Origin of the sequence: Micromonospora sp. NPDC050686, from assembly GCF_040654475.1 — a bacterium.
GTDB lineage: Bacteria > Actinomycetota > Actinomycetes > Mycobacteriales > Micromonosporaceae > Micromonospora.
In genome coordinates this window covers 1-21020 of the sequence record NZ_JBFAID010000072.1, presented here as the reverse complement: position 1 = coordinate 21020, position 21020 = coordinate 1, and the positions used below count along the sequence as shown (strand labels likewise).

At 68.3% G+C, this 21020-nt stretch carries 19 protein-coding genes and 1 pseudogene; 11 read left to right on the top strand and 9 right to left on the bottom strand.

All coding sequences use genetic code 11. The features are described 5' to 3' along the window. Nucleotides 1-519: 519 nt before the first annotated feature. The 4 genes from AB0H57_RS29700 (at nucleotide 520) to AB0H57_RS29685 (ending at nucleotide 5083) form a co-directional block, all read left to right on the top strand. Complete coding sequence (locus tag AB0H57_RS29700) at nucleotides 520-678, top strand: putative ATP-grasp target RiPP (RefSeq protein ID WP_357511983.1); 159 nt, start codon at nucleotides 520-522, stop codon at nucleotides 676-678. A gap of 183 nt (nucleotides 679-861) precedes the next feature. Continuing rightward, nucleotides 862-1839, top strand: coding sequence for an MvdC/MvdD family ATP grasp protein (locus tag AB0H57_RS29695; RefSeq protein ID WP_357511982.1), 978 nt, complete (start codon nucleotides 862-864; stop codon nucleotides 1837-1839). After that, nucleotides 1836-2900, top strand: coding sequence for a TIGR04500 family putative peptide maturation system protein (locus AB0H57_RS29690; RefSeq protein ID WP_357511981.1), 1065 nt, complete (start codon nucleotides 1836-1838; stop codon nucleotides 2898-2900). The genes AB0H57_RS29695 and AB0H57_RS29690 overlap by 4 nt, the downstream gene beginning before the upstream one ends. Continuing rightward, nucleotides 2855-5083, top strand: a complete 2229-nt coding sequence (locus AB0H57_RS29685; protein WP_357511980.1) for a peptidase domain-containing ABC transporter — start codon at nucleotides 2855-2857, stop codon at nucleotides 5081-5083. Before AB0H57_RS29690 ends, AB0H57_RS29685 begins: the two co-directional genes overlap by 46 nt. A 3-nt stretch (nucleotides 5084-5086) precedes the next feature. Here the strand turns inward: AB0H57_RS29685 and AB0H57_RS29680 are convergent, their stop codons facing one another. The 3 genes from AB0H57_RS29680 to AB0H57_RS29670 form a co-directional block, all read right to left on the bottom strand. Beyond that, on the bottom strand, nucleotides 5087-5545 hold the full coding sequence (locus AB0H57_RS29680) for a histidine phosphatase family protein (RefSeq protein ID WP_357511991.1): 459 nt from the start codon (nucleotides 5543-5545) through the stop codon (nucleotides 5087-5089). Nucleotides 5546-5956: 411 nt separating this feature from the next. Then, nucleotides 5957-6526: a nucleotidyltransferase family protein gene (locus AB0H57_RS29675; protein ID WP_357511979.1), complete on the bottom strand. Its 570-nt coding sequence runs from the start codon at nucleotides 6524-6526 to the stop codon at nucleotides 5957-5959. 512 nt (nucleotides 6527-7038) lie between these two features. Then, complete coding sequence (locus AB0H57_RS29670) at nucleotides 7039-9825, bottom strand: LuxR C-terminal-related transcriptional regulator (RefSeq protein WP_357511978.1); 2787 nt, start codon at nucleotides 9823-9825, stop codon at nucleotides 7039-7041. A 170-nt stretch (nucleotides 9826-9995) separates the two neighbouring features. Between AB0H57_RS29670 and AB0H57_RS29665 the strand changes: the two are divergent. The 4 genes and pseudogenes from AB0H57_RS29665 to AB0H57_RS29650 all read left to right on the top strand — a co-directional run. Beyond that, nucleotides 9996-10168 (top strand): annotated as a pseudogene (locus AB0H57_RS29665) (IS66 family transposase); the annotation flags it as partial. Nucleotides 10169-10294: 126 nt separating this feature from the next. Further along, nucleotides 10295-11062 (top strand): alpha/beta hydrolase, encoded by a 768-nt coding sequence (locus AB0H57_RS29660; protein WP_357511990.1) that lies wholly within the window; start codon nucleotides 10295-10297, stop codon nucleotides 11060-11062. A gap of 212 nt (nucleotides 11063-11274) precedes the next feature. After that, the gene (locus tag AB0H57_RS29655) at nucleotides 11275-11526 is read left to right on the top strand and encodes a hypothetical protein (RefSeq protein ID WP_357511977.1); all 252 of its coding nucleotides are present in this window, start codon (nucleotides 11275-11277) and stop codon (nucleotides 11524-11526) included. 29 nt (nucleotides 11527-11555) lie between these two features. Next, complete coding sequence (locus tag AB0H57_RS29650; RefSeq protein ID WP_357511976.1) at nucleotides 11556-12989, top strand: alpha/beta fold hydrolase; 1434 nt, start codon at nucleotides 11556-11558, stop codon at nucleotides 12987-12989. 794 nt (nucleotides 12990-13783) lie between these two features. On the opposite strand, the gene AB0H57_RS29645 is transcribed toward AB0H57_RS29650, so the two are convergent. Continuing rightward, a complete protein-coding gene (locus AB0H57_RS29645) occupies nucleotides 13784-14707 on the bottom strand; it encodes an alpha/beta fold hydrolase (RefSeq protein WP_357511975.1) in 924 nt (307 codons plus the stop codon). A gap of 264 nt (nucleotides 14708-14971) precedes the next feature. On the opposite strand from AB0H57_RS29645, the gene AB0H57_RS29640 reads away from it, so the two are divergent. Together AB0H57_RS29640 and AB0H57_RS29635 are read left to right on the top strand one after the other, a co-directional pair. Next, entirely contained in the window at nucleotides 14972-15820 is an 849-nt protein-coding gene (locus AB0H57_RS29640) for a helix-turn-helix domain-containing protein (protein ID WP_357511974.1), read from the top strand. A gap of 69 nt (nucleotides 15821-15889) precedes the next feature. Then, nucleotides 15890-16273: a VOC family protein gene (locus AB0H57_RS29635; protein ID WP_357511973.1), complete on the top strand. Its 384-nt coding sequence runs from the start codon at nucleotides 15890-15892 to the stop codon at nucleotides 16271-16273. A gap of 523 nt (nucleotides 16274-16796) precedes the next feature. Here the strand turns inward: AB0H57_RS29635 and AB0H57_RS29630 are convergent. The 3 genes from AB0H57_RS29630 to AB0H57_RS29620 form a co-directional block, all read right to left on the bottom strand. Then, a complete protein-coding gene (locus tag AB0H57_RS29630) occupies nucleotides 16797-17423 on the bottom strand; it encodes a hypothetical protein (RefSeq protein WP_357511972.1) in 627 nt (208 codons plus the stop codon). Nucleotides 17424-18115: 692 nt separating this feature from the next. Next, nucleotides 18116-18397, bottom strand: coding sequence for an SDR family NAD(P)-dependent oxidoreductase (locus AB0H57_RS29625; RefSeq protein WP_357511971.1), 282 nt, complete (start codon nucleotides 18395-18397; stop codon nucleotides 18116-18118). Between the two features lie 169 nt (nucleotides 18398-18566). Next, the gene (locus AB0H57_RS29620; protein WP_357511970.1) at nucleotides 18567-18923 is read right to left on the bottom strand and encodes a DoxX family protein; all 357 of its coding nucleotides are present in this window, start codon (nucleotides 18921-18923) and stop codon (nucleotides 18567-18569) included. 84 nt (nucleotides 18924-19007) lie between these two features. On the opposite strand from AB0H57_RS29620, the gene AB0H57_RS29615 reads away from it, so the two are divergent. Continuing rightward, nucleotides 19008-19163, top strand: a complete 156-nt coding sequence (locus AB0H57_RS29615) for a hypothetical protein (RefSeq protein ID WP_357511969.1) — start codon at nucleotides 19008-19010, stop codon at nucleotides 19161-19163. 14 nt (nucleotides 19164-19177) lie between these two features. Here the strand turns inward: AB0H57_RS29615 and AB0H57_RS29610 are convergent, their stop codons facing one another. Continuing rightward, complete coding sequence (locus AB0H57_RS29610; protein WP_357511968.1) at nucleotides 19178-20239, bottom strand: hypothetical protein; 1062 nt, start codon at nucleotides 20237-20239, stop codon at nucleotides 19178-19180. After that, nucleotides 20236-20937 carry a sigma-70 family RNA polymerase sigma factor gene (locus AB0H57_RS29605; RefSeq protein WP_357511967.1) on the bottom strand — a complete coding sequence of 234 codons (702 nt, stop codon included), beginning with the start codon at nucleotides 20935-20937 and terminating at the stop codon, nucleotides 20236-20238. Before AB0H57_RS29605 ends, AB0H57_RS29610 begins: the two co-directional genes overlap by 4 nt. Nucleotides 20938-21020 lie beyond the last annotated feature (83 nt).

Here is a 21020-nt window from a genome sequence, read left to right as displayed (position 1 = left end):
CACCGGAAGAGCAGCAGGAGTTCGAGAAGGCCCGCGACGCCGCCAACAAGGCGCTGGGGGAGCGTGACACGGCGCGAGTTCCATAGCAGCGCACCGCATGCCGGCACGGCCGCCTCGCGGCCCGCGTCCACCCCTGGGTGGAAGTCCTGGTCGTTGATCTCCACCCGCCGATCAAATTGCGGGCTGACGACTGCAGCGGACTGCGCTCATAGCGCCTCAACCGTCGACACCGTATCGCGGACAGCTCCATGAGTGACCAGACCACTCGCACCCGTTAGGTATCCAGCAAAGAATGCCCGACCGTTCGGGACTGAGAGCCCTTGGTCTTGGGACATCGGGACGTGCAGAGTCGACCTGCGCCAATAAGGAATCGACCGGAAGCCGGCGCGATCTATGACGGAGCGCCCGGACGACGGCAATTCCGATGCTGGCCTTGCCGACAGGTGCAATTTGTGCGGCCCGGCGCCGCCGGGCCGTTTTAGGGGCGGCGATGAGCCGCTGAACACTGAGGAGGAACAATTGGGCAAGTCCATCCGCATCGACGACATCCCGGCTGACGGGGTCGAGCTCACCGAGGACGACCTCGCCAACCTGATCGGAGGCAAGCCACCGTTCGACAGGTCGTCGAAGTGCCTCAACTTCGACGACGCCTACTGCGACGCGGACGAAGACTTCTGATTCGTCATTGAGTCGCGTCCAGCCAGCCGGCGCTCCGCGTTTCGAGCATGGTCGCCGGCTGGCTGGCCCGATTACCGGCCCAGCTACGCCGAATCTGCCGCTGACGCTGGCGAGAACTTCCAGCCCCTTTTCATGATGCCCGGGCGAGCCCGCATCGAACCCGTCCCGCACCACAGGAGAATCATGATTCTGATCCTGACTCAGGCCGACGACGTGCACGCGGACGCGGTCGAGGCGGAACTGGGCCGCCGTAACGCCCGATGGCTACGATTCGACCCCGCGTTGGTGCCCACCAGGGCGAGCATGGCCCTCCGGATCCTCGACGGCCGGGTGCGGCGGACGTTGCACCACGACGGCGGGCAGGTGAACCTCGACGAGGTGAGAGCGGTGTGGTTCCGCCGGCCCGGCCGGCCGGTGCCGCCCGCACACCTGGGCGGACACCTGGCTGACTTCGTAGCCGACGAAAGCGCCACTTTCGTGGGCGACGCATGGGAGACAATCGATGCGCTGGCTGTGCCGGCGCCACGTCCGGTCGTCCAACGTGCCCAGTACAAGCTACGTCAGCTGCAGCTCGCCGGTCAGCTCGGCTTCGAACTGCCGGAGACCGTTGCGGGTAACGACCCCGATGCGGTCCTCGACCTGTTCAACGCCCACGGTGGGCACCTCATCAGCAAACAGGTCGGGCTGAACAGACTGGGCGACGGCCTGGTGCGCTACACCGAACCGGTACGCCGCCGGGATCTGGTGCACATCGACGGCATCCGGGAGTGCCCGTTGATCATCCAGTCCTATGTGCCCAAACAGCTGGAGGTCCGCGTCACCGTCGTGGGTGAGCGGGTCTACGCCGCCGCCATCGATTCGCAGCATGCCAACCACACCCGCCACGACTGGCGTCGCTACGACGACAGGAACACCCGGATGCGGCCCTGGGCTCTGCCCGAGGACGTCGCCGACCGGTGTGTCCGGCTGACCCGACAACTGGGTCTGTGCTACGGCGCCATCGATCTCGTCCTCACCCCCGACGACCGATACGTGTTCCTCGAGATCAACCCCAGCGGCCAGTACCTCTGGGTCGAGGACGCCACCGGTCTGCCCATCACGGCCGCGATCGTCGACCTGCTGCTGTCGACGGCGGCCATTCCGACAGGAGAAAAGTCGTGACCAGCACCATCGACAGGACGCCGGTGAAGCAGACGGCATCACCGGATCCGGCGCTGCTCGCCGACGCCGTCGAGACGGTGATTCAGCTGTCGCAAGCCACGGTCGATGACAACGGCGACAGCGATCAGGCCGCCTCTGCGATGGCCCGGTTGCGCTCCCGGTGGTCCGACGCCCGACTCGACCTGCTCCACGACCGCGAAGTGGACGGCACGGTCAGCTACGACCTGCTGATCCGCGGCCCCGCCGGTACCGTCTCCGTCGCGTTCAGCCCCGCGCCTACCGCACCGTGGCCGCTACGCGGCGCCGTGCACTACACCGAGAACAAACTGCTCCGGGTCGGGACCACCGAGCTCGGCGTCGGCGAAGCCCTGGGCGCGTTGGACTACCTGTGGGACAACGCCGGGGTGCTGACCCGGCTGATCGACACCTGCATCATCAAAGCCGAACTCGAGCGTGAACCGATCCACCTCGACGACGCTCAGATCCAACAGGCCGCCGACGCGTTCCGGCGGGCCAAGGGCCTGCTCACCGCTGAGCAGACGACTCGATGGCTCGGGAACGTCGGGCTCGACCAGGACGGCTTCGTCGAAGTGGTCAACCATGCGGCACTGGCCGCCGCACTCCGGCGGCGGGTCACCGCAGCCCGGGTCAAGTCGTGGCTCGCCGAACACCGCGAGGATCTGGCCACCCTCACCGTCGCCTGGGTCGCCGCGATGGACCCGCACGGATCAGCGCCGATGCCGGCGGACCGGTCCAATGCGCTGACCATCGTCGCGGAGGCGATCCAGCAAGGACAACCCGCGGGGGTGCTGCACATGTCGGCCGGCGAGGCTCCCCAGGAGCTGCGTTCAGCCACCGTCGGCCAGCCCGTCACGACGGCCGTCCACGGAACGCCCGCCCGCGCCGTCGTACTCGAACGCCTGCCCGCCGAACTCGACGACGATGCCCGCCGGCATGCCGAGCGGGTGATGTTCGACCAGTGGCTCGCCGATGCCCGCGCCCGTGCCGACATCGAATGGTTCTGGCTCGACACCGAACGTACCGCCGCGGTAGCACCATGATGAGCCGTCGGGTACCGGTGATCCTGCAAACCGCGGCCTCCGACTGCGGCGTCGCAGCCCTCGCCATGATCCTCGCAGCGCACCAGCGACCGGTATCCGTCGCGCACCTTCGGGCCGCCCTCGACGCCGGCCGCGACGGCCTCACCATGCGCGACCTGCGCGCGGCGGCCATCGACCACGGCCTGCGCTGCCGGGCGATCGCGCTGCCCGCACTGCGTAGCCGGCCGGAACGCATTAGCGGGCTCGCACTGCCGCTGATCGCCCACTGGCGTGGGGATCACTACATCGTGGTGGTGCGAGCCCGGCGCAGCCACGTCGAGGTGGTCGACCCGGCCATCGGCAGGCGTCACCTCACCCTCGACGAGTTCGCCACCGGGGTCACCGGTGCCGTCCTGCTGTTCGCACCCGACGGCCCAGCACCGGTGCCCTCGGCCCCGCCAGCCAGCGCCGTCCGCCTGCTCGCCGTGCCGCAGCTACGCCGCCAGTGGCGACTGCTCACCCTCCTCGGCGCCGTCTCAGCGCTCATGGCAGCCTTCGGCCTGGCCGTGCCGCTGGCCACCAAAACGATCGTCGACAGCCTCACCCAACACGAGGCACCACAGAGTGTCTGGTTCGTCGCCGTCGCCGCACTCGCACTGGCTATGAGCGCGCTGTCATTGTCCCGCGGCCTGTGCGTGGCGCTGCTTCAGCGACGCATCGGTGAACGGCTGGGCCGGGACGCCGTCGAGCATCTGCTCCGCGCCAGCTACCGCTTCCTGGAACGACGCTTCGCCGGAGACCTCGTGGACCGGGTCCAGTCAGCGTTCGGGATCCCGCAACTGCTGGCCTCCCAGTTCATAGCCAGCGGAATCGACGCTCTACTGGCAGTCGGCTACCTGATCGTTGTGGCGGTCCTCGCCCCGGCTGTCGCCGCGATAACAGCGGTCAGCATGGTCGTACAACTCGTGGTCGCGGCGTGGCTGTCTTTTCGGGTCGCCGGACTGCAACGGGAGGAGCTGCTCGCCAGGGGGGAGCAGGCCAGCAAGCTCAGCGACGCGCTACGCGGCATCGCGACCATCCGGGCGGTCGGCGCGGAAAACCGCGTCCTGCACCGCTGGTCGCGGGCCTTCGACCGTGGCCTGGACGCCCAGCAGCGCAAGAGCCGGATGGACGCCCTGTCCGGAGCGGTGCTCTCCGCCTGGCAGATTGCCAGCCCGGTACTTATCCTGCTGGTCGCCGCACGCACCACCACCTCACCCGGTACCGCCGTCGGACTGGCCGTGCTCGCCGGCGCCGCAACCGCTCCGGCGGCGATGCTGGCCACGCGGCTGCCGGCGTTCGCGGTACTCGCGCCCACTCTCGAACGGCTGGCGGACATCGCCCAGGCCCCGGCGGAGCAGCCCCGTCAACGGCCCTCGGCCCCACGGCTGACCGGCCAGATCAGCCTGGAGGCGGTCAGCTTCCGCTACGACCGGCGCTCGCCGCAGGCACTGGCGGACATCACGGTGACCATCGAGTCGGGCATGAAACTCGCGGTGGTCGGCGGCTCCGGCAGCGGCAAGAGCACACTGGTATCCCTACTGACCGGTCTGCACACGGCCACCGAAGGGACGATCCGCTACGACGGGCACAACGTGGCCGACCTTGACCTGCCGACACTGCGCCGCCAGCTGGGAGTCGTGCTGCAGGACCCCTATGTGGGAGCGGGCACCATCGCGGAGGCGCTCACCCTCTCCCGCCCGGACGCCACCACCGAGCAGATCGACCGCGCGCTCGCCCTGGCCGCCATCCGCGATGAGCTGTACGCGCTACCGATGGGTCTCCAGACACAGCTCGGCGACAGCGGCGCCGGCCTCTCCGGTGGACAGCGTCAGCGGCTCGCCCTGGCCAGGGCACTACTGGACGAGCCAGCCGTGCTGATCCTCGACGAGGCAACCAGCGCCCTCGACGTCGTGACCGAGGCAACCGTCGAGCGAAACCTACGATCCCTACCGATGACCCGCGTGGTCATCGCCCACCGGCTCTCCACGGTCATCGACGCGGATCTGGTGCTTGTCCTCGAAGGCGGCCGTCTGGTCGAATGCGGCCCTCCGGCGCAACTCATCGCCGCCAATGACCGGTTCGCCACCATGGTCTCCGCCTCCGGGGTGCCCGCGCCGGCACTGCTCCCGCCCAGACGGGCTTCCTACTGGTCCGCAGCATGACCGTCAAGCCGGCGCCCGGCGAGCAGCGGCCCGCAGGGCAACGGCGTCCTCGTCGCGCTCGTCGTCGGGCACGCCGTCGAGCCAGGCGTACCACCGTCCCGGATATCGGCCACGTTCGGCGGCGGAAGGCACCGGCGTTCGGTCTGCAACGAAGTCGCGGTCGTGTCGTGGCACCTGTGGGAGGTGGCGAGGGACGAGGTCGGCGGTCTGAACCGCCCGGGCCAGTGGGCTGTGGTGGATCGCCGAGAACGGCACTGTACGGAGGCGCCGACCGAGCTGGTCTGCCTGCTCGCGGCCGAGCTGCGAGAGACCTCCGTCCGGGCGTGGTCGGAGGCCGGATCCTGTTCGCCGTGACGGACGACGTAAGGGCCGCACAAGAAGCAATAAGCCGGCACGCGCAGCCCCAGCGCTTCTGCTGATCTTCAGCAAGCGACCACAGCAACGCCCCGCTGCGACCGGCATACGCAGGCAGAAAACGAAAAGCCGCAGGTCATCAGCCTGCGGACACAAGCGGAGCGTCTGGTTAGGAAACCGATGCTCTATCCCCTGAGCTACGGGGGGCGCGAGGGCCTAGTCTAGCGACCTGCGCGTTCACCTGGGGTGGCAGGGAGTGGCCCACATTCGCCCACGTCACCGGCACGCCTGTTCTCCCAGCCCAGGACCACAGCCCGAGCACACGAACCCCGGTTTGCGACCAGCGGTTGCCCGCGGTGACCCGCACTGGCACCGGTTGACCCGGGTTGGCATCCGCTGGAGAGCACACACCGCGCACATCATGCAAGATCAGTGTGCCGCCCGCTCTACCGGCCCGGGATCCGCCCGCCGACAGGAGCACGCCTCGGCGGCAAACCTCCGCGCGCTTCGAGCGCTGATTCAGGTTACGACGCGGATGCCGGGCCAGCGTTCGGTGCGGCGGTGACGGGCGAGTCGTTGCCGGGCGATCTCCGGGCTGACTCTGGTCGGGTTGCGCCGCCACACCCCGTCGAGCAGGTCATCGAGGCCGTGCGGCGCGCAGACCACGATCTGGTCATGCGCGTCGAGGCGTAGCGCCACGGCGGTGGCGTACTCGGGCCAGGTGGCGACCGCGTCGGTGATGGTGCGCAACGGAGCCACCGGGCCGCCGCCGAACTTGGTCGTATACCAGGTGTGCACGGCGGCCTGGTTCTTCGCCTCCCACGGTGGATCCGGCCAGGCCGCCACCAGCCGTCCGGTCGCCCAGTCGTCGTTGTCGCGGCTGAGGTCTGTCGGGTCGAGGAAGACCACGTCGACGTCGCGCACCGCCAGCGGGTCGAACCCGTTGCCGTACCGTTCACTCCACACCAGGTCGCGGAGGACGCCGGCGCCGACCCAGGCGTCCGGCAGCCCGCACGCACGGACGACGCCCAGCGCCCGGGTCAACCACGGGCTCCGCCGGACCAGCGCCCGCAACTCATCCTCGCGCACGCTCCCACCCCCACGTCTTCCTGCCAATGCCAATCCGGCCGATCAGCGCCGCCCGCCAAGCGCGGGTCTCGCGTCGATCCTGAACCAGCGCAATCACCGGCACCTACCCCGAGCCGCCTGATCAGTCAAACAACCGCGCAAGAAGAGCACCCTGGCGCGCTGCAGGACGTGCGCGGACCTCAGCGGTATCCAGAAAAACCCGAATCAGGCGGGTTCCTGCTCACACCGCAGCGGGCTGATGTCGCACTCGACCTCGCCCAGCTTTTGGACGACGATGAAGCCCTGTACCGTGCCAGAACTCGCTGCGGCGGCCTGACCTGCGGCTTAGTTGATCAGGTCGGGCCGCTCGGTGGTACTCATTGATCACGCCGCCGAGGATCCGTCGTCGCCGTATTGGAGTGTCGATCCCTCAACGCCCTGATCCTCGCCTACGGCGACCATCACCATCTAACAACCTCGATCACACCACCGGCCCAGACACGGAACGGCACACCCTTAATCTGGGGATGTCCTCAGGCTGGTGCCGGGAGGCCGAGCGTGGAAAGTTCGGCGTGGCCCTCGGCGACGCGCTCGGGGAGCAGCAACAGTGTGCATGCGCGTTCGAACCGGGCACCGACCCGTTCCCAGCCCTCGACCGCGGCCGTGAGGGCGGCCACGTCCTGGTGTAACCGGCCGGTGGCGCGGGCGAGGCAGGCGGCGGCCCAGTCGTTCTCGGCAACGGTCGGAGCGACGGAGGCCAGCCACGCGGCGGCGTTGGGAAGTCCGGCGAGCACGGCCAGTTCGGCGCCGGTGGCGCGGGCGTACGTCTCGTAGCGATGCAGCCCGGCGGGTGCGCCGGCAATGGCCCGCTCGACCAGGGCGGACGCCCCGGTCACGTCGCCGTTGTGAATGGCGAGCCGTGCGTCGATGAAGGCGGCAACCGGCGAGAGGCGGGTGGGGCTGACGTTCGCGGCACCAGCGACCTCGGCCACCCGGGCACGCCACAGTGCGTACCGGCTAGTGTCCCGGCGTAGTCCGTGGGCGAGCACGACGGCCCACAACGCCGACCACATCCAGCCTGCGTGTCGTCGGCCTGCTCTCGTCCAGCCGTCCCACAGCCGCTCCGCATATCGCAGCGCCTCCTCGACGTCGCCGGCGAGGACCAGGGCGGGGATCATCGGACTGGCCGCGATATGTGACTGGTTGCCCAGCAGATCGTCATCAAGGAACTGGCGGGCCGTGGAGATCGCGGCGGCCAGGTCGCCTGTCATGATGGCGTCGGCCGACGCCATCATGAAGATGTCCATGATCTCGGGAGCGGAGTGCGGGTCGTCACGATCCATTGCGGCCATCAGGGTGAGCCGCTGCCGGGTCAGGCGGTGTGCCTCACGCAGACGTCCCCGCCGCACCGCCGCGGCACCTAGCGCGTCGATGCTGGCGCTGATGAGCACTGGATCGGACGTGCTCCTCGCCGCGATGACAGCGGCCTCGGCCAGCGCCGGATCCGGGTCGTACTTCTCCGGGTTGAGCGTCCACGCCGCCGCAGTGGCCAGATGTGCCGCCACGACGGGATGCGCGGCATCGCCCGTCGTCGCAGCCTGGTCGACCAGCTGGCGCAGCCGCTCCTGGGGGATCTCGACGGGAAACCTGGCAGGAAACCGGCAGGCGGTTTCTGCCGCCCGGCACAGCGCGATCGCCTGGGCGTTGCCGTCGCCGACGGTCTGCGCCTGCCGCGCGGAGGCGAGCAATAGCTCAAAGCTCTGGAGACCGGATCTTGTACTGACGTGGACGCAGTCCGCCGCGCTGCGCAGGTCGCGGGCCGCCTCGGCCGGCTCGGTGGCACGCGTCGCGGCCTCCTTGAAATGACCGAGCGATTCCATCAGGAAGCGCCGGGCGTAGGTCAGGTGGCCCAGTGAGCGGGCCAGGCGATGCGGCACCGAGCCCGGCCCGGGCGCGGCGTTCGCGAGGGCTGCCCGGAGGTCATCGACAACGGCGTCGAAGGCATCGCGCCACTCGCCGCCCAGTCGATCCTCCAGCAATGCGGCGTGGGTTGCCGCCCAGCGCATGTGCCGGTCCTGGACGTCAGCGCGATCGTCACCCCCATCCAGTTGGTGCAGGGCGAAGGCCCGGACGGTTTCGAGCAGCCGCCACCGACCCACGGCGCGCTGGTGGACGACCAGGCTCTTGTCGACGAGCCGGCCGAGTACGTCCGCGACGGCGGCCCGGTCACCGAGGAGCGTCACCGCCAGCACGGCGTCCAGGTCGAAGCCGCCGGCGAACACGGCGAGCTGACGGAACAAGGCCCGCTCCTCGTCATCGAGCAGGTTGTGGCTCCAGCCGATGACGGCGCGCAGCGAGCGGTGCCGCGCATCCGGTCCACGTCCACTGACCAGCAGGCGAAGGGTGTCGTCCAGGGTGGCCAGCAGCCCGTTGGCACCCAGGGATGCGGATCGAGCCGCAGCCAGTTCGATCGCCAGTGGCATGCCGTCGAGCCGGGCGCAGATCTCGGTGATCACCTCCGGATCGGCGGTGAATTCTGGGTCGGCCGTGGCCGCTCGGTCGTGAAAGAGCGCCTCCGCTTCGGAGGCCAACGGCAGGGGCTCCACGACTACCAGCCGCTCACCTGGCAACCCGAGGCGGGCCCGGCTGGTCACCAGCACTCTCGTGCCGGGACAGGCAGCCAGCAATCGTTCAACGAACCCGGCTGTCGCGTCCAGGACGTGTTCGCAGTTGTCAAGGACCAGTATCGACCGGTCCGACCCGAGGCAGCCAGCGATGGCCTCCTCTAGTGGTTGCTGTGGGCTCTCCGTCACGCCTAGCGCCGTGGCCACGGCCTGGGCCACGAAAGCATCACGCACCGGCACCAGATCCACGAATGCTCCCCCGCCGGGGAACGACTTCGCCTCGGCGTCGGCCAACACGGTCGCGATACGCGTCTTACCGACGCCGCCCGGCCCCACCAGGGTGACCAGCCGGGTGTTGTCCAAGGCGGCGACGACGGCGGCGCGCTCGCTGTCCCGGCCGATGAATGTCGTCCAGGCCGCTGGCAGACCAGCGATCCGGATCGGAGGCGGCGCATCGTCCTGCGCATGGAGGGCGCACTCGGCGAGCGCTGATCGGTCGGGGACACCAAACTTGCGCAGCAACGATGACACGTGGCTTTCCACGGTACGGACCGAGATATAGAGCTTTTCGGCAATCTCCGCGTTCGACATTCGCGCGGTGACGGCATCGAGGACCTGAGCTTCACGCTTCGAGATTTCGTCGGGCCCGGTCAGCGTCATCTCGCCATCATCACCGACACGGATCTTGTCGGGCAACCTTGCCGTAGCCGACTCCATGTACCTATTCAGCCTGACCCGGGTCGCTGATCCGGACCCGCTGTCCACTGTGGTCGGCTCAGCTGGCATGACCTTGACGTGCAGCGTGCCTCGCAGCTGAGGGGGCCGCTGCGCAGCAATGCGCCGGGGCTACCCGACCCTGATCTCCGCCGGCCAAACTCCAACAGAAGATCTCCGGCACCTGGCGCACCCTGCAAGGACTCGCCGACTTCGCCGCCGTCCGCTCCTACCTATCCCCCGCCGCCCAAACCAGGACGCACTCGACGTACTCCAACAGCTGTTCGCCACCGGACCATGGATGCCCACCGCTCTCTCAAGCTGAATACGTACGACTCCGTGGTCCCTTCCGTGGCCGATTCCGTGCCATCACGGATGCCGGACAACCCACGCTCAAAGGAGGCTGCTCGAAGTACCCGACAAGTGCCCAGGAGGCGGACCCTTGCACAACGTGATATCCAGCGACGGCACGGCCATCACCTTCGACCGGGTCGGCGCAGGACCGGCGGTCATCCTGATCGGTGGCGGACCCACCGATCGCTCGATCAACACACCGGTAGCCGAACTGCTCGCATCGGGCTTCACCGTCTACAACTACGACCGGCGCGGTCGCGGCGACAGCGGTGACACCAGCCCATATGCCGTCATGCGCGAATTTGAGGACCTCGAAGCGCTCATCGACGAAGTCGGCGGATCCACGTACGTCTACGGCACCTCCGGGGGCGGCATCCTCGCACTGGCGGCGGCGGCGCACGGCCTGGCCATCACCAAACTCGCCGTGTGGGAGACCCCGTACATCGTCGACGACAGTCGCCCCGCCGTACCTGCCGACTACCGCGACCAACTCATCGAACTCCTGACCGAGGACCGCCGCGGGGACATGTTAGAGCTGTTCTTCATCAAAGGCGTCAACCTCCCCGCCGAGTTCGTGGCCCCGATGCGGCAGTCACCGTTGTGGCCCGCGATGGAGAAGGTCGCACACACGCTCGTCTACGACGCGACCATCACCGGCGACTTCTCCTTGCCGGCGGACCAGTTGGCCACCGTCACGATGCCCACCCTCGTCATCGACGGCGGCAGTACCTCCTGGATCAGCAACACGGCCGACGCCGTCGCCACGGCCCTACCGAATGCACAGCGCCGTACCCTGCACGGCCAGCCGCACAACGTGGACCCGGCCGCCATCGCGCCCGTGCTGGCGGATTTCTTCGCCGCCTAGGACCTGGCGGTCGAGCGCCGGTCAAAGGGCAACGGCGCTCGACCGCCAGCGCCGCGAAGGTTTGCGCCCTGGTCAGGCTGCGGTACCGCCGTCGCGGACAAGCTGCCGTGATCAACGAGGGTCGCCACGCAACTGGACGAGGCCGACACGTTCCTGCTCGGGCGGACGACGTACGAGGTGTTCGCCAGCCACTGGCCCCACCAGGGAATGACGTGCAGTTCGCGGAGCGGCTGAACAGCATGCCCAAGCTGGCGGCGTTCACCACGTTGAACACCGTGGAGCGACAGAACCCGACCCTGATCCGCGACTTCGCGGAGGAACTCGCCGAACTCAAGCAGCACTCTGGTAAGCACAAAATCACCATCAGCGTTCAACACCGGCCGCCTTGGTCACGAAAGCCGTGGGCCGAGGTGCTCAGCGACCTGAAGTCGCTGCTGGCAACCGGCAGCTCGCTCTATGCCTGACCAGAACACCCGAACGGAACGAGGAGACGATGCGTACAGTACGTGGCGTAACCCGACGACTGACTCTGACCGCCGCCCTGGTAGCCGCCGTGGGCGTGGCCGTTCCGCCCTTCGGCGCCAGCGCGGGGCCGACGACGGAACCGGGCCGGCGAGCCATCACCGGTACCATCGACGGTGCCGAGTTCCGGATCGAGGTGCCCGAACGCTGGAACGGGACGCTCGTTCTGTACAGCCACGGGTACCTCCCGGAGGGCTTCCCGTCGTTCGGCATCGGGTTGACGAACCGGCCGCCCGACCGATCCGAGACCGAGTCATGGCTGCTCGACCACGGGTACGCGATGGCCGCCTCGCAGTTCGCGGACGGTGGCCTGGGCTACGCGGTCGAGCGTGGGCTACGCGACCAGATCGCGCTACTGGACTGGTTCCGAGCCAACGTCGGCGCGCCGCGTCGCACAGTCGCCACCGGGCAGTCGATGGGCGCCGCAATCGCCACCCAGCTCGCCGAGCGGCACCCGGAGCGGTTCGCTGGGGTGGCGACGATGTGCGGCGCATACGACACTCAGGCCACGTTCGACTCCGGGCTGGACGTACTCTTCGCGGTCCGCACCCTGCTCGCGCCGGACCAGGACATCGACCTGGTACGACCCGCCGACCCGGCCGGCAGCGCCCAGGCCCTTGCCGTCGCGGTCCAGGAGGCGCTCACCACAAAGCAGGGGCGGGCCCGTGTGGCGCTAGCCGCCGCGCTGAACAACGTCACCGGTTGGTACTCGGCACACGAGCCACGCCCCACCGACCCAATCGAGCGAATCCGCAATCAGGCCGAGTGGCTGCAGTACGCGTACACGCTGGGATTCGGCCCGCTGGGGAGGCTGGACCTGGAGCGCCGGGCCGGCGGCAACCCATCCTCGAACGTCGGCGTCGACTACCGCCGGCAGCTCGCCCGATCCGCCCAGACCAGGCAGCTCGAGCAGGCGTACCGGACGGCCGGGCTCGACCTGCGGGCCGACCTGGATCGGCTCGCCGCCGCACCCCGGATCGCCGCCGACCCGGCCGCGGTCGACTACATGCACCGGATCGGCGTGCCGCAAGGCCGGACCCCGGTGCCGGTGGTCACCATGCACACCGTCGGCGACGGCGGCGCGCCGCCTCACCAGGAGCGCTGGTACGCCGACCAGGTGCGCCAGGTTGGTAACCCGGGCAAACTTCGGCAGCTCTACGTGGAGCGGGGCGGGCACTGCTCGTTCAGCGCGGCCGAGGAAATCGGCATGCTCCGGACCCTGTTCACCCGGATCGACACCGGCCACTGGCCGGACACGAGTCCCCGGACGTTGAACAAGGCAGCCTCGGCGCTCGGTGACCGGTACCAGCTCGTTATGGATCTCGGGCGTACCTTCACCGACACGCCCATGCCACCGGCATTCACCAGGTTCACCCCGCCGAAGGCCCTGCGGGCGTCACGATAATCCCTCGACCCGGGTACGGAAGGGGCCTTTCCCGTCGAGGAGCACCCTTCCGTACCCGGGTGCAGCGCGTCGAAGTGAACGAGGACCAGGCGATACGGGTCCACGTGACGAACGAGGGCCTTCCAGAACGAGGTGGAGTCCGACCGATGTCCCTATCCGTCGCATGAAACCAACCGCGATGGCTCCAGTGAACCCGAGGAACATCGAAGTCTCTACAAAAATCCGAAGGGGTCACGTGCCGGACCGGATGACCGACAGCAGCAGGGCGTCCGCGCCCGCGCACCGCGTGGGCCGGCGTCAGGCGCTGCGGCCAGTACCACTCGAAGGCCGCCGGAACCGGACCTGCCAGGATTCCGGCGACAGCCGGGCTGGAGGTGTAGGCGAGGTTGATCGCGAGGTCGGCGACGAGGGGATGTTCGGCATAGAGCCATTCCAGCAGCCCGAGGTTGGCGACCGGTAACCGGCGGCCCGATCCGGGTCACCGCCGCGGAACCCAGTGAGGCCGGCCAGCTGTTGCTCCCACCGGTCCACCGCCCAAACCGACGAACTGCTCTGGCGCGACGACAAGGGTACGGTCGTTGCGGAAAACGAGCCGGCAGGCCAATTGATCCACCACAGCGAATCGCGGGTCGAACAACCATACGTCCTTCCGATTCGCACAACGCTTGCAGGGCAACAGAACCCTGCCCTCAGCGGCGGCTAGTACGACGCCGCCCGGCTGACTCGCCAGCACGGCCCGGCCAGGCCAGCTGTCGGCGCCCCTGTACTAGCCGGAGCAGGTAATCGCCGCGCCATCAAGGCAGGGGGTACTCATCGGACGATCGCTGAGGTTGTGAGTTTCCGCGCCAGAAAGCCAGCAGCTCGGGATCGAGCTGTTGATGCTTCTGCATGGGCAGGGAGTGTGTCGCGTCTGGCCAGTAGTGGACATCTGCGTGCGGGAGCAAACGGCGGATCCGATCGGCTGCCTTGGCGCCTCCGGCGAGGGACTTGGTTCCACCAATGTCGACCCGAATGGGCATCGCGAGGTGCCGCCACTGATCGTCGTTGAGTTTCCGGGGGATGGGAAGAGCCGCGGTGTAGTTACTGGCACCCATGCTGATCATGGTCGACATGGGGGTGCGGTGCCGGACCTCAGCAACGGTCGTGCCGCCGATCTCGGCAAGAGCCTTGTCCTTGACCCTCTGTGGAACGGGGAGTTGGGTGACGGTTGCCCAAAAGTAGGTCGACGCGGCCAGTCTTTCGATGACCATGACCGGCTCGAGCAGCGTGAGTGTCGCGACGAGTTCGGGGTGACGGACGGCAAAGATGGCTGCGTTGGCACCTCCGAAGCTGTGTCCGACCACGTGCGCCTGCGCGATGTTCAGCTGGTGGAGCGTCTCAGCGATCCAGTCGGCCTGGTCCTCGAACCCCTTTAGGGGCAAGCATTGAACAGACAGGCCGGAGTCTCCGATCGGATCCAGGGCGTAGACGGTTCGGTGGCCGATCCAGTCGGGCATGTTCTCCGACCACATCAGAGCACCGGAACCGCGCCCGGGTAGGAGCAACACAGGAGGTCCCGACTCGCGCCCCCGCCACATCAGCACGTGAACCCGCCCGTAGGTGATTGTCACGTCCTGCACCAGTGAAGGCGCCGGGAGACCAGAGAGGATCGCACGGTATGCCTGGGTATAGGCGCGCTCCCCCCCAGGACTCTTCCAGCGCCCGACCGATCTGGTCATCCGCGAACCACCTTCGATCATGACGACCGATACGATCGTATGGCCGCTGCCATGATCGTATTGTTGCGGTTGGCGACGTGCAACCTCACCGCGATGACGGTCGACCCAACGGGCCGCCATCGGCTCGAGACCGGCGGATGGCGATACGCCTGGTCGGAAAGCACTCACGCCGGGAGTGCCAATAGTTCGGTCTTTACCCAGTCCCGCAGCACATAACGTCGCTCTATTCAAAGCGGGGAGGAACGCCCGCTGTACGGTCACCAGATGGCCGTGCCTGCCGATCACATGTCCACTGTCCTGGCGCCGTTCGTGGTGACGCTGGATCCCTACGATCTTGGGCCAGGTCCGGTCGCGGTTCATCGCGGGCTTCCATCGGGCACGGTGTCGATCACGATTCCCGAGGAGGACACGTTCGAAATCGCGTGGGCCAGACGGCCCAGCTCACGCCAGAAGCGACGGGCCGCGGTCGCCGGACTCCACATGGATCCGGTTGAGCTGAAGCAGGAGGGATGTACGCGCGGGGTGTACGTGACTCTCAGCCCACTGGGCGCCAGCACACTGCTGGGGCTTCCAGCATCGGCTCTGGCCGGGCAGGTCGCCGACCTCGCCGATGTCGTCCCGGCAATGGCAGACCTGCCGGAGCGCCTGATGGACTGCCGATCCTGGCCGCGCCGTCGAGAACTTGTCGAGCGCTACCTGCTCAACGGCCTGGTAAATCACGGCGAGCGCGCCAACTACGACGAACTGAGGGCCACGCTGGCGGTCCTGTCCGAAGCCAATCGGGTGCAGGAGGCCGCCCAGCTACTCGGATGCTCCCGGCGGCACCTGAGCAGTACGGTCCGTGCCGAAATCGGGGTGACTCCGAAGGAGTACCAACGGCTCGTTCGCTTCGAGACTGCCCGGGCCCGGCTCGTGGCCGCCGCCAATGCCGGACCGGTCAGTCTGGCCGCGGTGGCCGCCGCCTCGGGCTTCGCCGATCAAGCCCACCTCACCCGCGAGTGGCGGGCCATGGCCATGTGCACACCGACGCAGTGGCTACGCGCCGAGGGCCTGGCGCCGCGGTGTGTGCCAGCCGATGATCAGCCACCCGGCAATCAGCGCGCGGGCGGCTGACGACCGGTGGGGTCGAGCTCGTTCCCCATTGTTCAAGACTCTGCCGCCGCCCGAACCCAGGATGGGCAGATGAAGTCACTCACCCCTCGTCTCATTGTCTCCGATCCGGACCGTGCGTCGGCGTTCTACCAGGTTGCCCTCGGCGCCGAGGAGACCTTCCGGGCTCCCGGCGACGATGGCCGACCCACCGTCGTCGATCACCGTATCGGTCAATGGTCATTCCGAGTCTCGCCCGCCGTCTCGTCATGGGGGTGGCTCGCACCGGGTGATCTCGGTGGGTCCGCGGTCCTTCTCGAGATTGAGGTCGATGACCCGGACGGAGTCGGCGACCGCATGACCGCCCACGGCGCCGAAGTACTCGTGCCTATCGAAAACCGGCCCTACGGCAAGCGCTCGGGTCGCATCCGGGATCCGTTCGGCCATCTCTGGATCATCACCGGCGAGCTACGCTGAGGCCCGACCGGCGACCCGTGAATACAACCCTGTAATCGGCTGGCCGATCCGCAGGGGGAGCCCCACCCCAGGGCCCCGCCGCCGTCAACCGCCACCACGCCCGCGACAGCACACGCCGCCTCGCACTACTCGGCATCGCCTGGCGACTTTGCCAACGCCAACGCGGTCGAGGCGGGAACGCCGCGACCCACTCGGCGATCGCGGCGTACGAACGGTAGCCGGACACCACGGCGCACACCGCCGCCGTCAGCCGATGCCGGCTGACTTCCCGCACGCTAGGTCGCCTCTGTCTCGTGACCCGGCCCCTGGACCCGGCCGGAACCAGCGGGACCCGATGGACGATGTGCCGGAAACCCGCCCTGAAAACGCCTTCGCCATCACCTTCAGCGGCTGCTTTCCAGCCGTTGAAACCCACTAACCAAGATCGCCGGAGACACCGTTAGCGAGATAGTCCCCTGGGAGGATGGCGCCGTTCCGCACGCGTCGGGCATACCTGTACGGACTTAAATTTCGTGCCGGCTCATCATGCTTTTGGGCGGTTCCCGCACGCGAGCGGGCACATGCCCCCTGGTGATGCCCAGACCAACGCCTGATGGCGGCCGGCACCCGGTGCGCACTCGTCGACGGAACCGAACGACCCCGGATCCTGGCCGGCGGCCTGACTTGCCTCCATGCAATCGAGGGTCCGGGAGCACCGGGCGGTCACCTCCTCTTGCCGCCGTCGTTCGGTCCGCCGCCAGTCGCTGGTGGGCAGGGGCAGGTAGCCGCCGACTGGGTCGAAGACTGCCCGGTGCGGCGCCGGCACATACCGGCCGCACTCCACCGAGGTCGGTGCCGGGGGTGCGGCCTGGGCGAAGACGTACAGGCGTAGCACCAGAAACCGCCCGGTTCCGGCGAGTCCGGAGGCACTGAGGTAGACGGCCTGCTCCCAGCCGATGCTGGCGGACGGCTGCACCGCGTGCAGGACGAGGATGGCAGCTGAGGTGGCCAGGTAGGCGGCGATGGCAGAGCCGGCGGACTGCAGATGCTGGTGCCATCGCGCACGCCGACCGGCGCCGAAGGTAAACCGGGCGTGCAGTTCTGTGCCAAGCAGCGTGGATGCCACGGTGATCAGCGCGTTCGCGGCCGCCCATGGCATGAGCGTGGCCATCACCGACACCCCGATACTGGAGGCGAGCCCGACACCACCGCCGAACAGAACGAACCTGGCGAACGAGCCGAATGCGCTCCGACCCGCCGGTCGAGCCTCGGACGCTCCGGCTGGCTTCGGCGAGGGCAGCGACGTGGTCCACTCACCTTCACGCACGTGGGCAGAGCAGCGGCGAGTGGGGTTCCGCATAGATGGAACGTTCGAACCGGAATAACCACTTCTTCGACCGGCCTGCCGGCGCCGCTGTGGCAGGCAGCTCGCGCCGGTGGCGGTCGGCTCACCCATGTCCGGCCATCTGCCTGCTCATCACGGCTCTCCTGGCCGGGACAGCGGAGATCGGGGCCGCGGTGTTGAACTTCGGCATCATGCTTTCCATCGGGCGGTCGTCAGTTGGTACTCGGCGGCTCGTGTGTCCGCCGTCCGCAATGACCATGGCTGCCGCCGCTTGTGTTTGACATCGGCGACGGGGGACTCGCTCTGCCTGCGATTGGAGATTCGCCTGTGGCGGCGGGCGCTTCGCATGCAGGTGTGGCGCAAGATCAGCGATACCACCGCAATCATGGTCAGGGATGCCGGCGATATCCCTGATCTTCGTCGGCCCCGGTCTTACTGGTCGAGGTGTCCGTACGCCGCCAGCGACAGGTCCTGCCCGTCGGCCCAGGTCTTGAGCCGTTCGCCGTAAGCCTGCTCGATCATCTGGTGCGAGCGATCTGGGCGTACCCGGCGTTGTTCACGATGACGTCGAGGCGGCCGAAGTGTTCCTTGGTCCGCTTCACACTCGCGAAGACCGCGGCCTTGTCGGTCACATCCATCTCCACCGGAAGCACCGCCTCGCCATACCTCGCGACGAGCGCATCGAGGCTCGCGGTGCTCCGGGCGGTCGCGGCCACCTTGTCCCCGCGGCCGAGGACGGCCTCGGCGAAGTTGCGGCCCAAGCCGCGCGACGAGCCGGTGACGAACCAGACCTTGGTCACTGTGGTTCCCTTCGTTTGATCCCTGTCGGGCATGAGATGCAAGCGCCACGGACCTTGTGACAGGGGTGTTCAGGTGGTTTGCGCCACAGCGGGGAAGCGGGGCTCTGCCGCCAGTCGTGACACCGGCGGCGGCGCGGCCCATCCGGTCCTTCCCTGGCTGGATGTGGTGTCAGCTGAAGCCGTGGTAGCCGAGGTTCACGACCAGGGCGGCGACTGCGGTGGCGAAGAACACGGCCCAGCCGACCAGCTTGCGCGAGCCGACACGCAGGTGCGCGATGAGCGCGCCCACGAAATAGAGGACGAGGCCGAAGGCGGCCAGTACGCCCAGCAGCGGCGCGACGAATCCGGCCAGCAACCCCACCGCGCCCATCGCCAGCAACACCCCCAGTACCGGTCGCCACGACGGCGGCAGCCGCTTCATTCTCAACTGAGCCTTGGGGTAGTCGTGGCCGATCAAGTAGGTGACGGCAGCGGTTGCGTTGAAGAGCACGGCGAGAATCGTGACCGTGACGTAGGCGATGAACATCGGCATTCCTTCTGTTGAGACCGTTACGCGCGAGATCCGCAGTGCACGTATGCGGCGGCACCGAGGGCGAACATCGTGACGGCGGTGAGCCACGATGCTGAGGTGATGGAGGGCTGGATGGGCCAGGCCCACGCCGCCACGATGACGCCGGTGTGGCGGCGCCGTAGCCCCGACGTCGGCCAGCCCGAGGACGTCATGCCGGAACCGCCCGACAGCGGCGGCGCACTGCGAGGCGAGTGACGCCCCGCTGTACCTCACACAGTCGCCTGTGCGGCCGTGCTCACTAGCTCGGCGGCCGGGCGTCGCCGACGCAGGCCGCTGACAAGACACAGCAGTACGCCGAGCAGTAGCCACGTTGCGAGGACGATGACGGAATGGGCGGCGCCGTGGCCGTCGAAGAAGGCGGTGGACCGCAGCAGCCGGCCACCCGCGCCGGGCGGCAGCAGTTGGCCGAGCGTGCCGGACCAGCCGGGCAGCATTTCGGGCGCGGTCCCGGTGCCCGACAAGGGATTGCCGATGAGCATCATGATGGCCGCACCCAGGCCGAACCCGGTATATCCGAGCAGGGACTCCAGCCCGAGGATAGTCAAGGAGGTGGCCGCGACGGTGAGGGCGATCGCGCCGGTGTTCGCCCAGTAGGAGCCGGTCAGAGAGCCGAGCCAGAACTGGAGAATGGCCGCCACGGCGAGGCCGCCGGTGACGGCGAAGGCGAGCGCTCCGATGACCCGGCGGGTGATGCCACGGACGAGTCTCGCCAGCAGAAGTGCGGCGAGCAGACCGCCCATGACCAAGGGCAGAGCCCCGGCAGCCAGGCCGGCGCCACGCGGGTCGTCGGCCGGCAGCGGGACGAGGTCGCGGACGGCGGCCGGCATGCTGGCGCCCTGGGACTGCGCCTGACTGAGCGCGGTGGCGATGCTGTTGAGGGTCTGGGCGACGGCTGCGCTGCCGGCGGAGGCGAGGATGACCTGTGGTGCGCCGGAGCTTACGTCGATCGCCCCGTACACTTCGCGGTCGCGGATCAGCTGTTCGGCGGCGGCGGTGTCGGCTACTTCGGTGATCTCGAAGCCGTCGGGAAGGCGCTCATCGAGGGCGGCGCTGATCTGTCTGACCGCGGGTGCCGGTCCGGCGATGGCGATGGGCACGTCGTGCATCGATGAGCGCACCGAGGGCCAGGCGAAGGCGGTCAGGAGCACGCTGACGGTCACCGTGAGCAGGGCGACGGCCTTGGCCACCGCCGACCAGGGCGACGGCGGTGCATCGGATGCGGGCTGGACCTGAACGGCCATGTCGTTGCCTCCAGATGAGAGGGTGTTCATCGCAGGGTGAGCGGGGTTGCGGACTCGACGCGGGTCAGCCTTTCCGGGTTGCGGACGTATAAGAGGCCGGCGATGCGGGCGCCCTCGACGCGGACGGCGAGGACCCCGTCGATCTTGCCGATGCCGGTGAGGAACATGCGGGCCACCTTGTCGGCACCGATGACCGGCCGCAGCGCGGCCTGTTTGATGCCGCCGCCGTCGGCCACCAGGACCACGTCCGGGGCGAGCACGTGAAGCAGGCCTTGCAGGTCCTCGGTGCCGATCGCGTGCCGCAGCGAGTCCAGCGCCGCCCGGGTCAGCCTCGCCAGGACCACCTGGCGCGGGCGGCGGGCATCGACGTGCTGGCGGGCGCGGTACGCGATCTGGCGGACCGCCGAGGGGGTCTTGTCGAGGGCGGCCGCGATCTCGTCGTAGCTGACGTCGAAGACTTCGTGTAGGACGAAGACGACCCGTTCAGTCGGCACCAGCGTCTCGAGGACGAGCATGAGCGCCATCGACATGTTCTCCGCGAGCTCGACGTCGTCGGCCACGTCCGGCACGGTGAGCAGCGGCTCCGGCAGCCAGGAGCCGACGTACGCCTCCTTGCTGCGCTGCATGTTACTCAGCCGGTTGAGCGCCTGTCGGGTGGTGATCCGGATCAGGTAGGCCCGCTGGTCGCTGACCTGCGTTAGGTCGACTTTGACCCACCCGGGTTCCACAGATAATTGGGTTCCTGTGACACGTCCGCCGGTCCTATCGCTGTTCAGAGCGTTGGGGCCTGGTGGGAAGTTCGAAAGTCCCT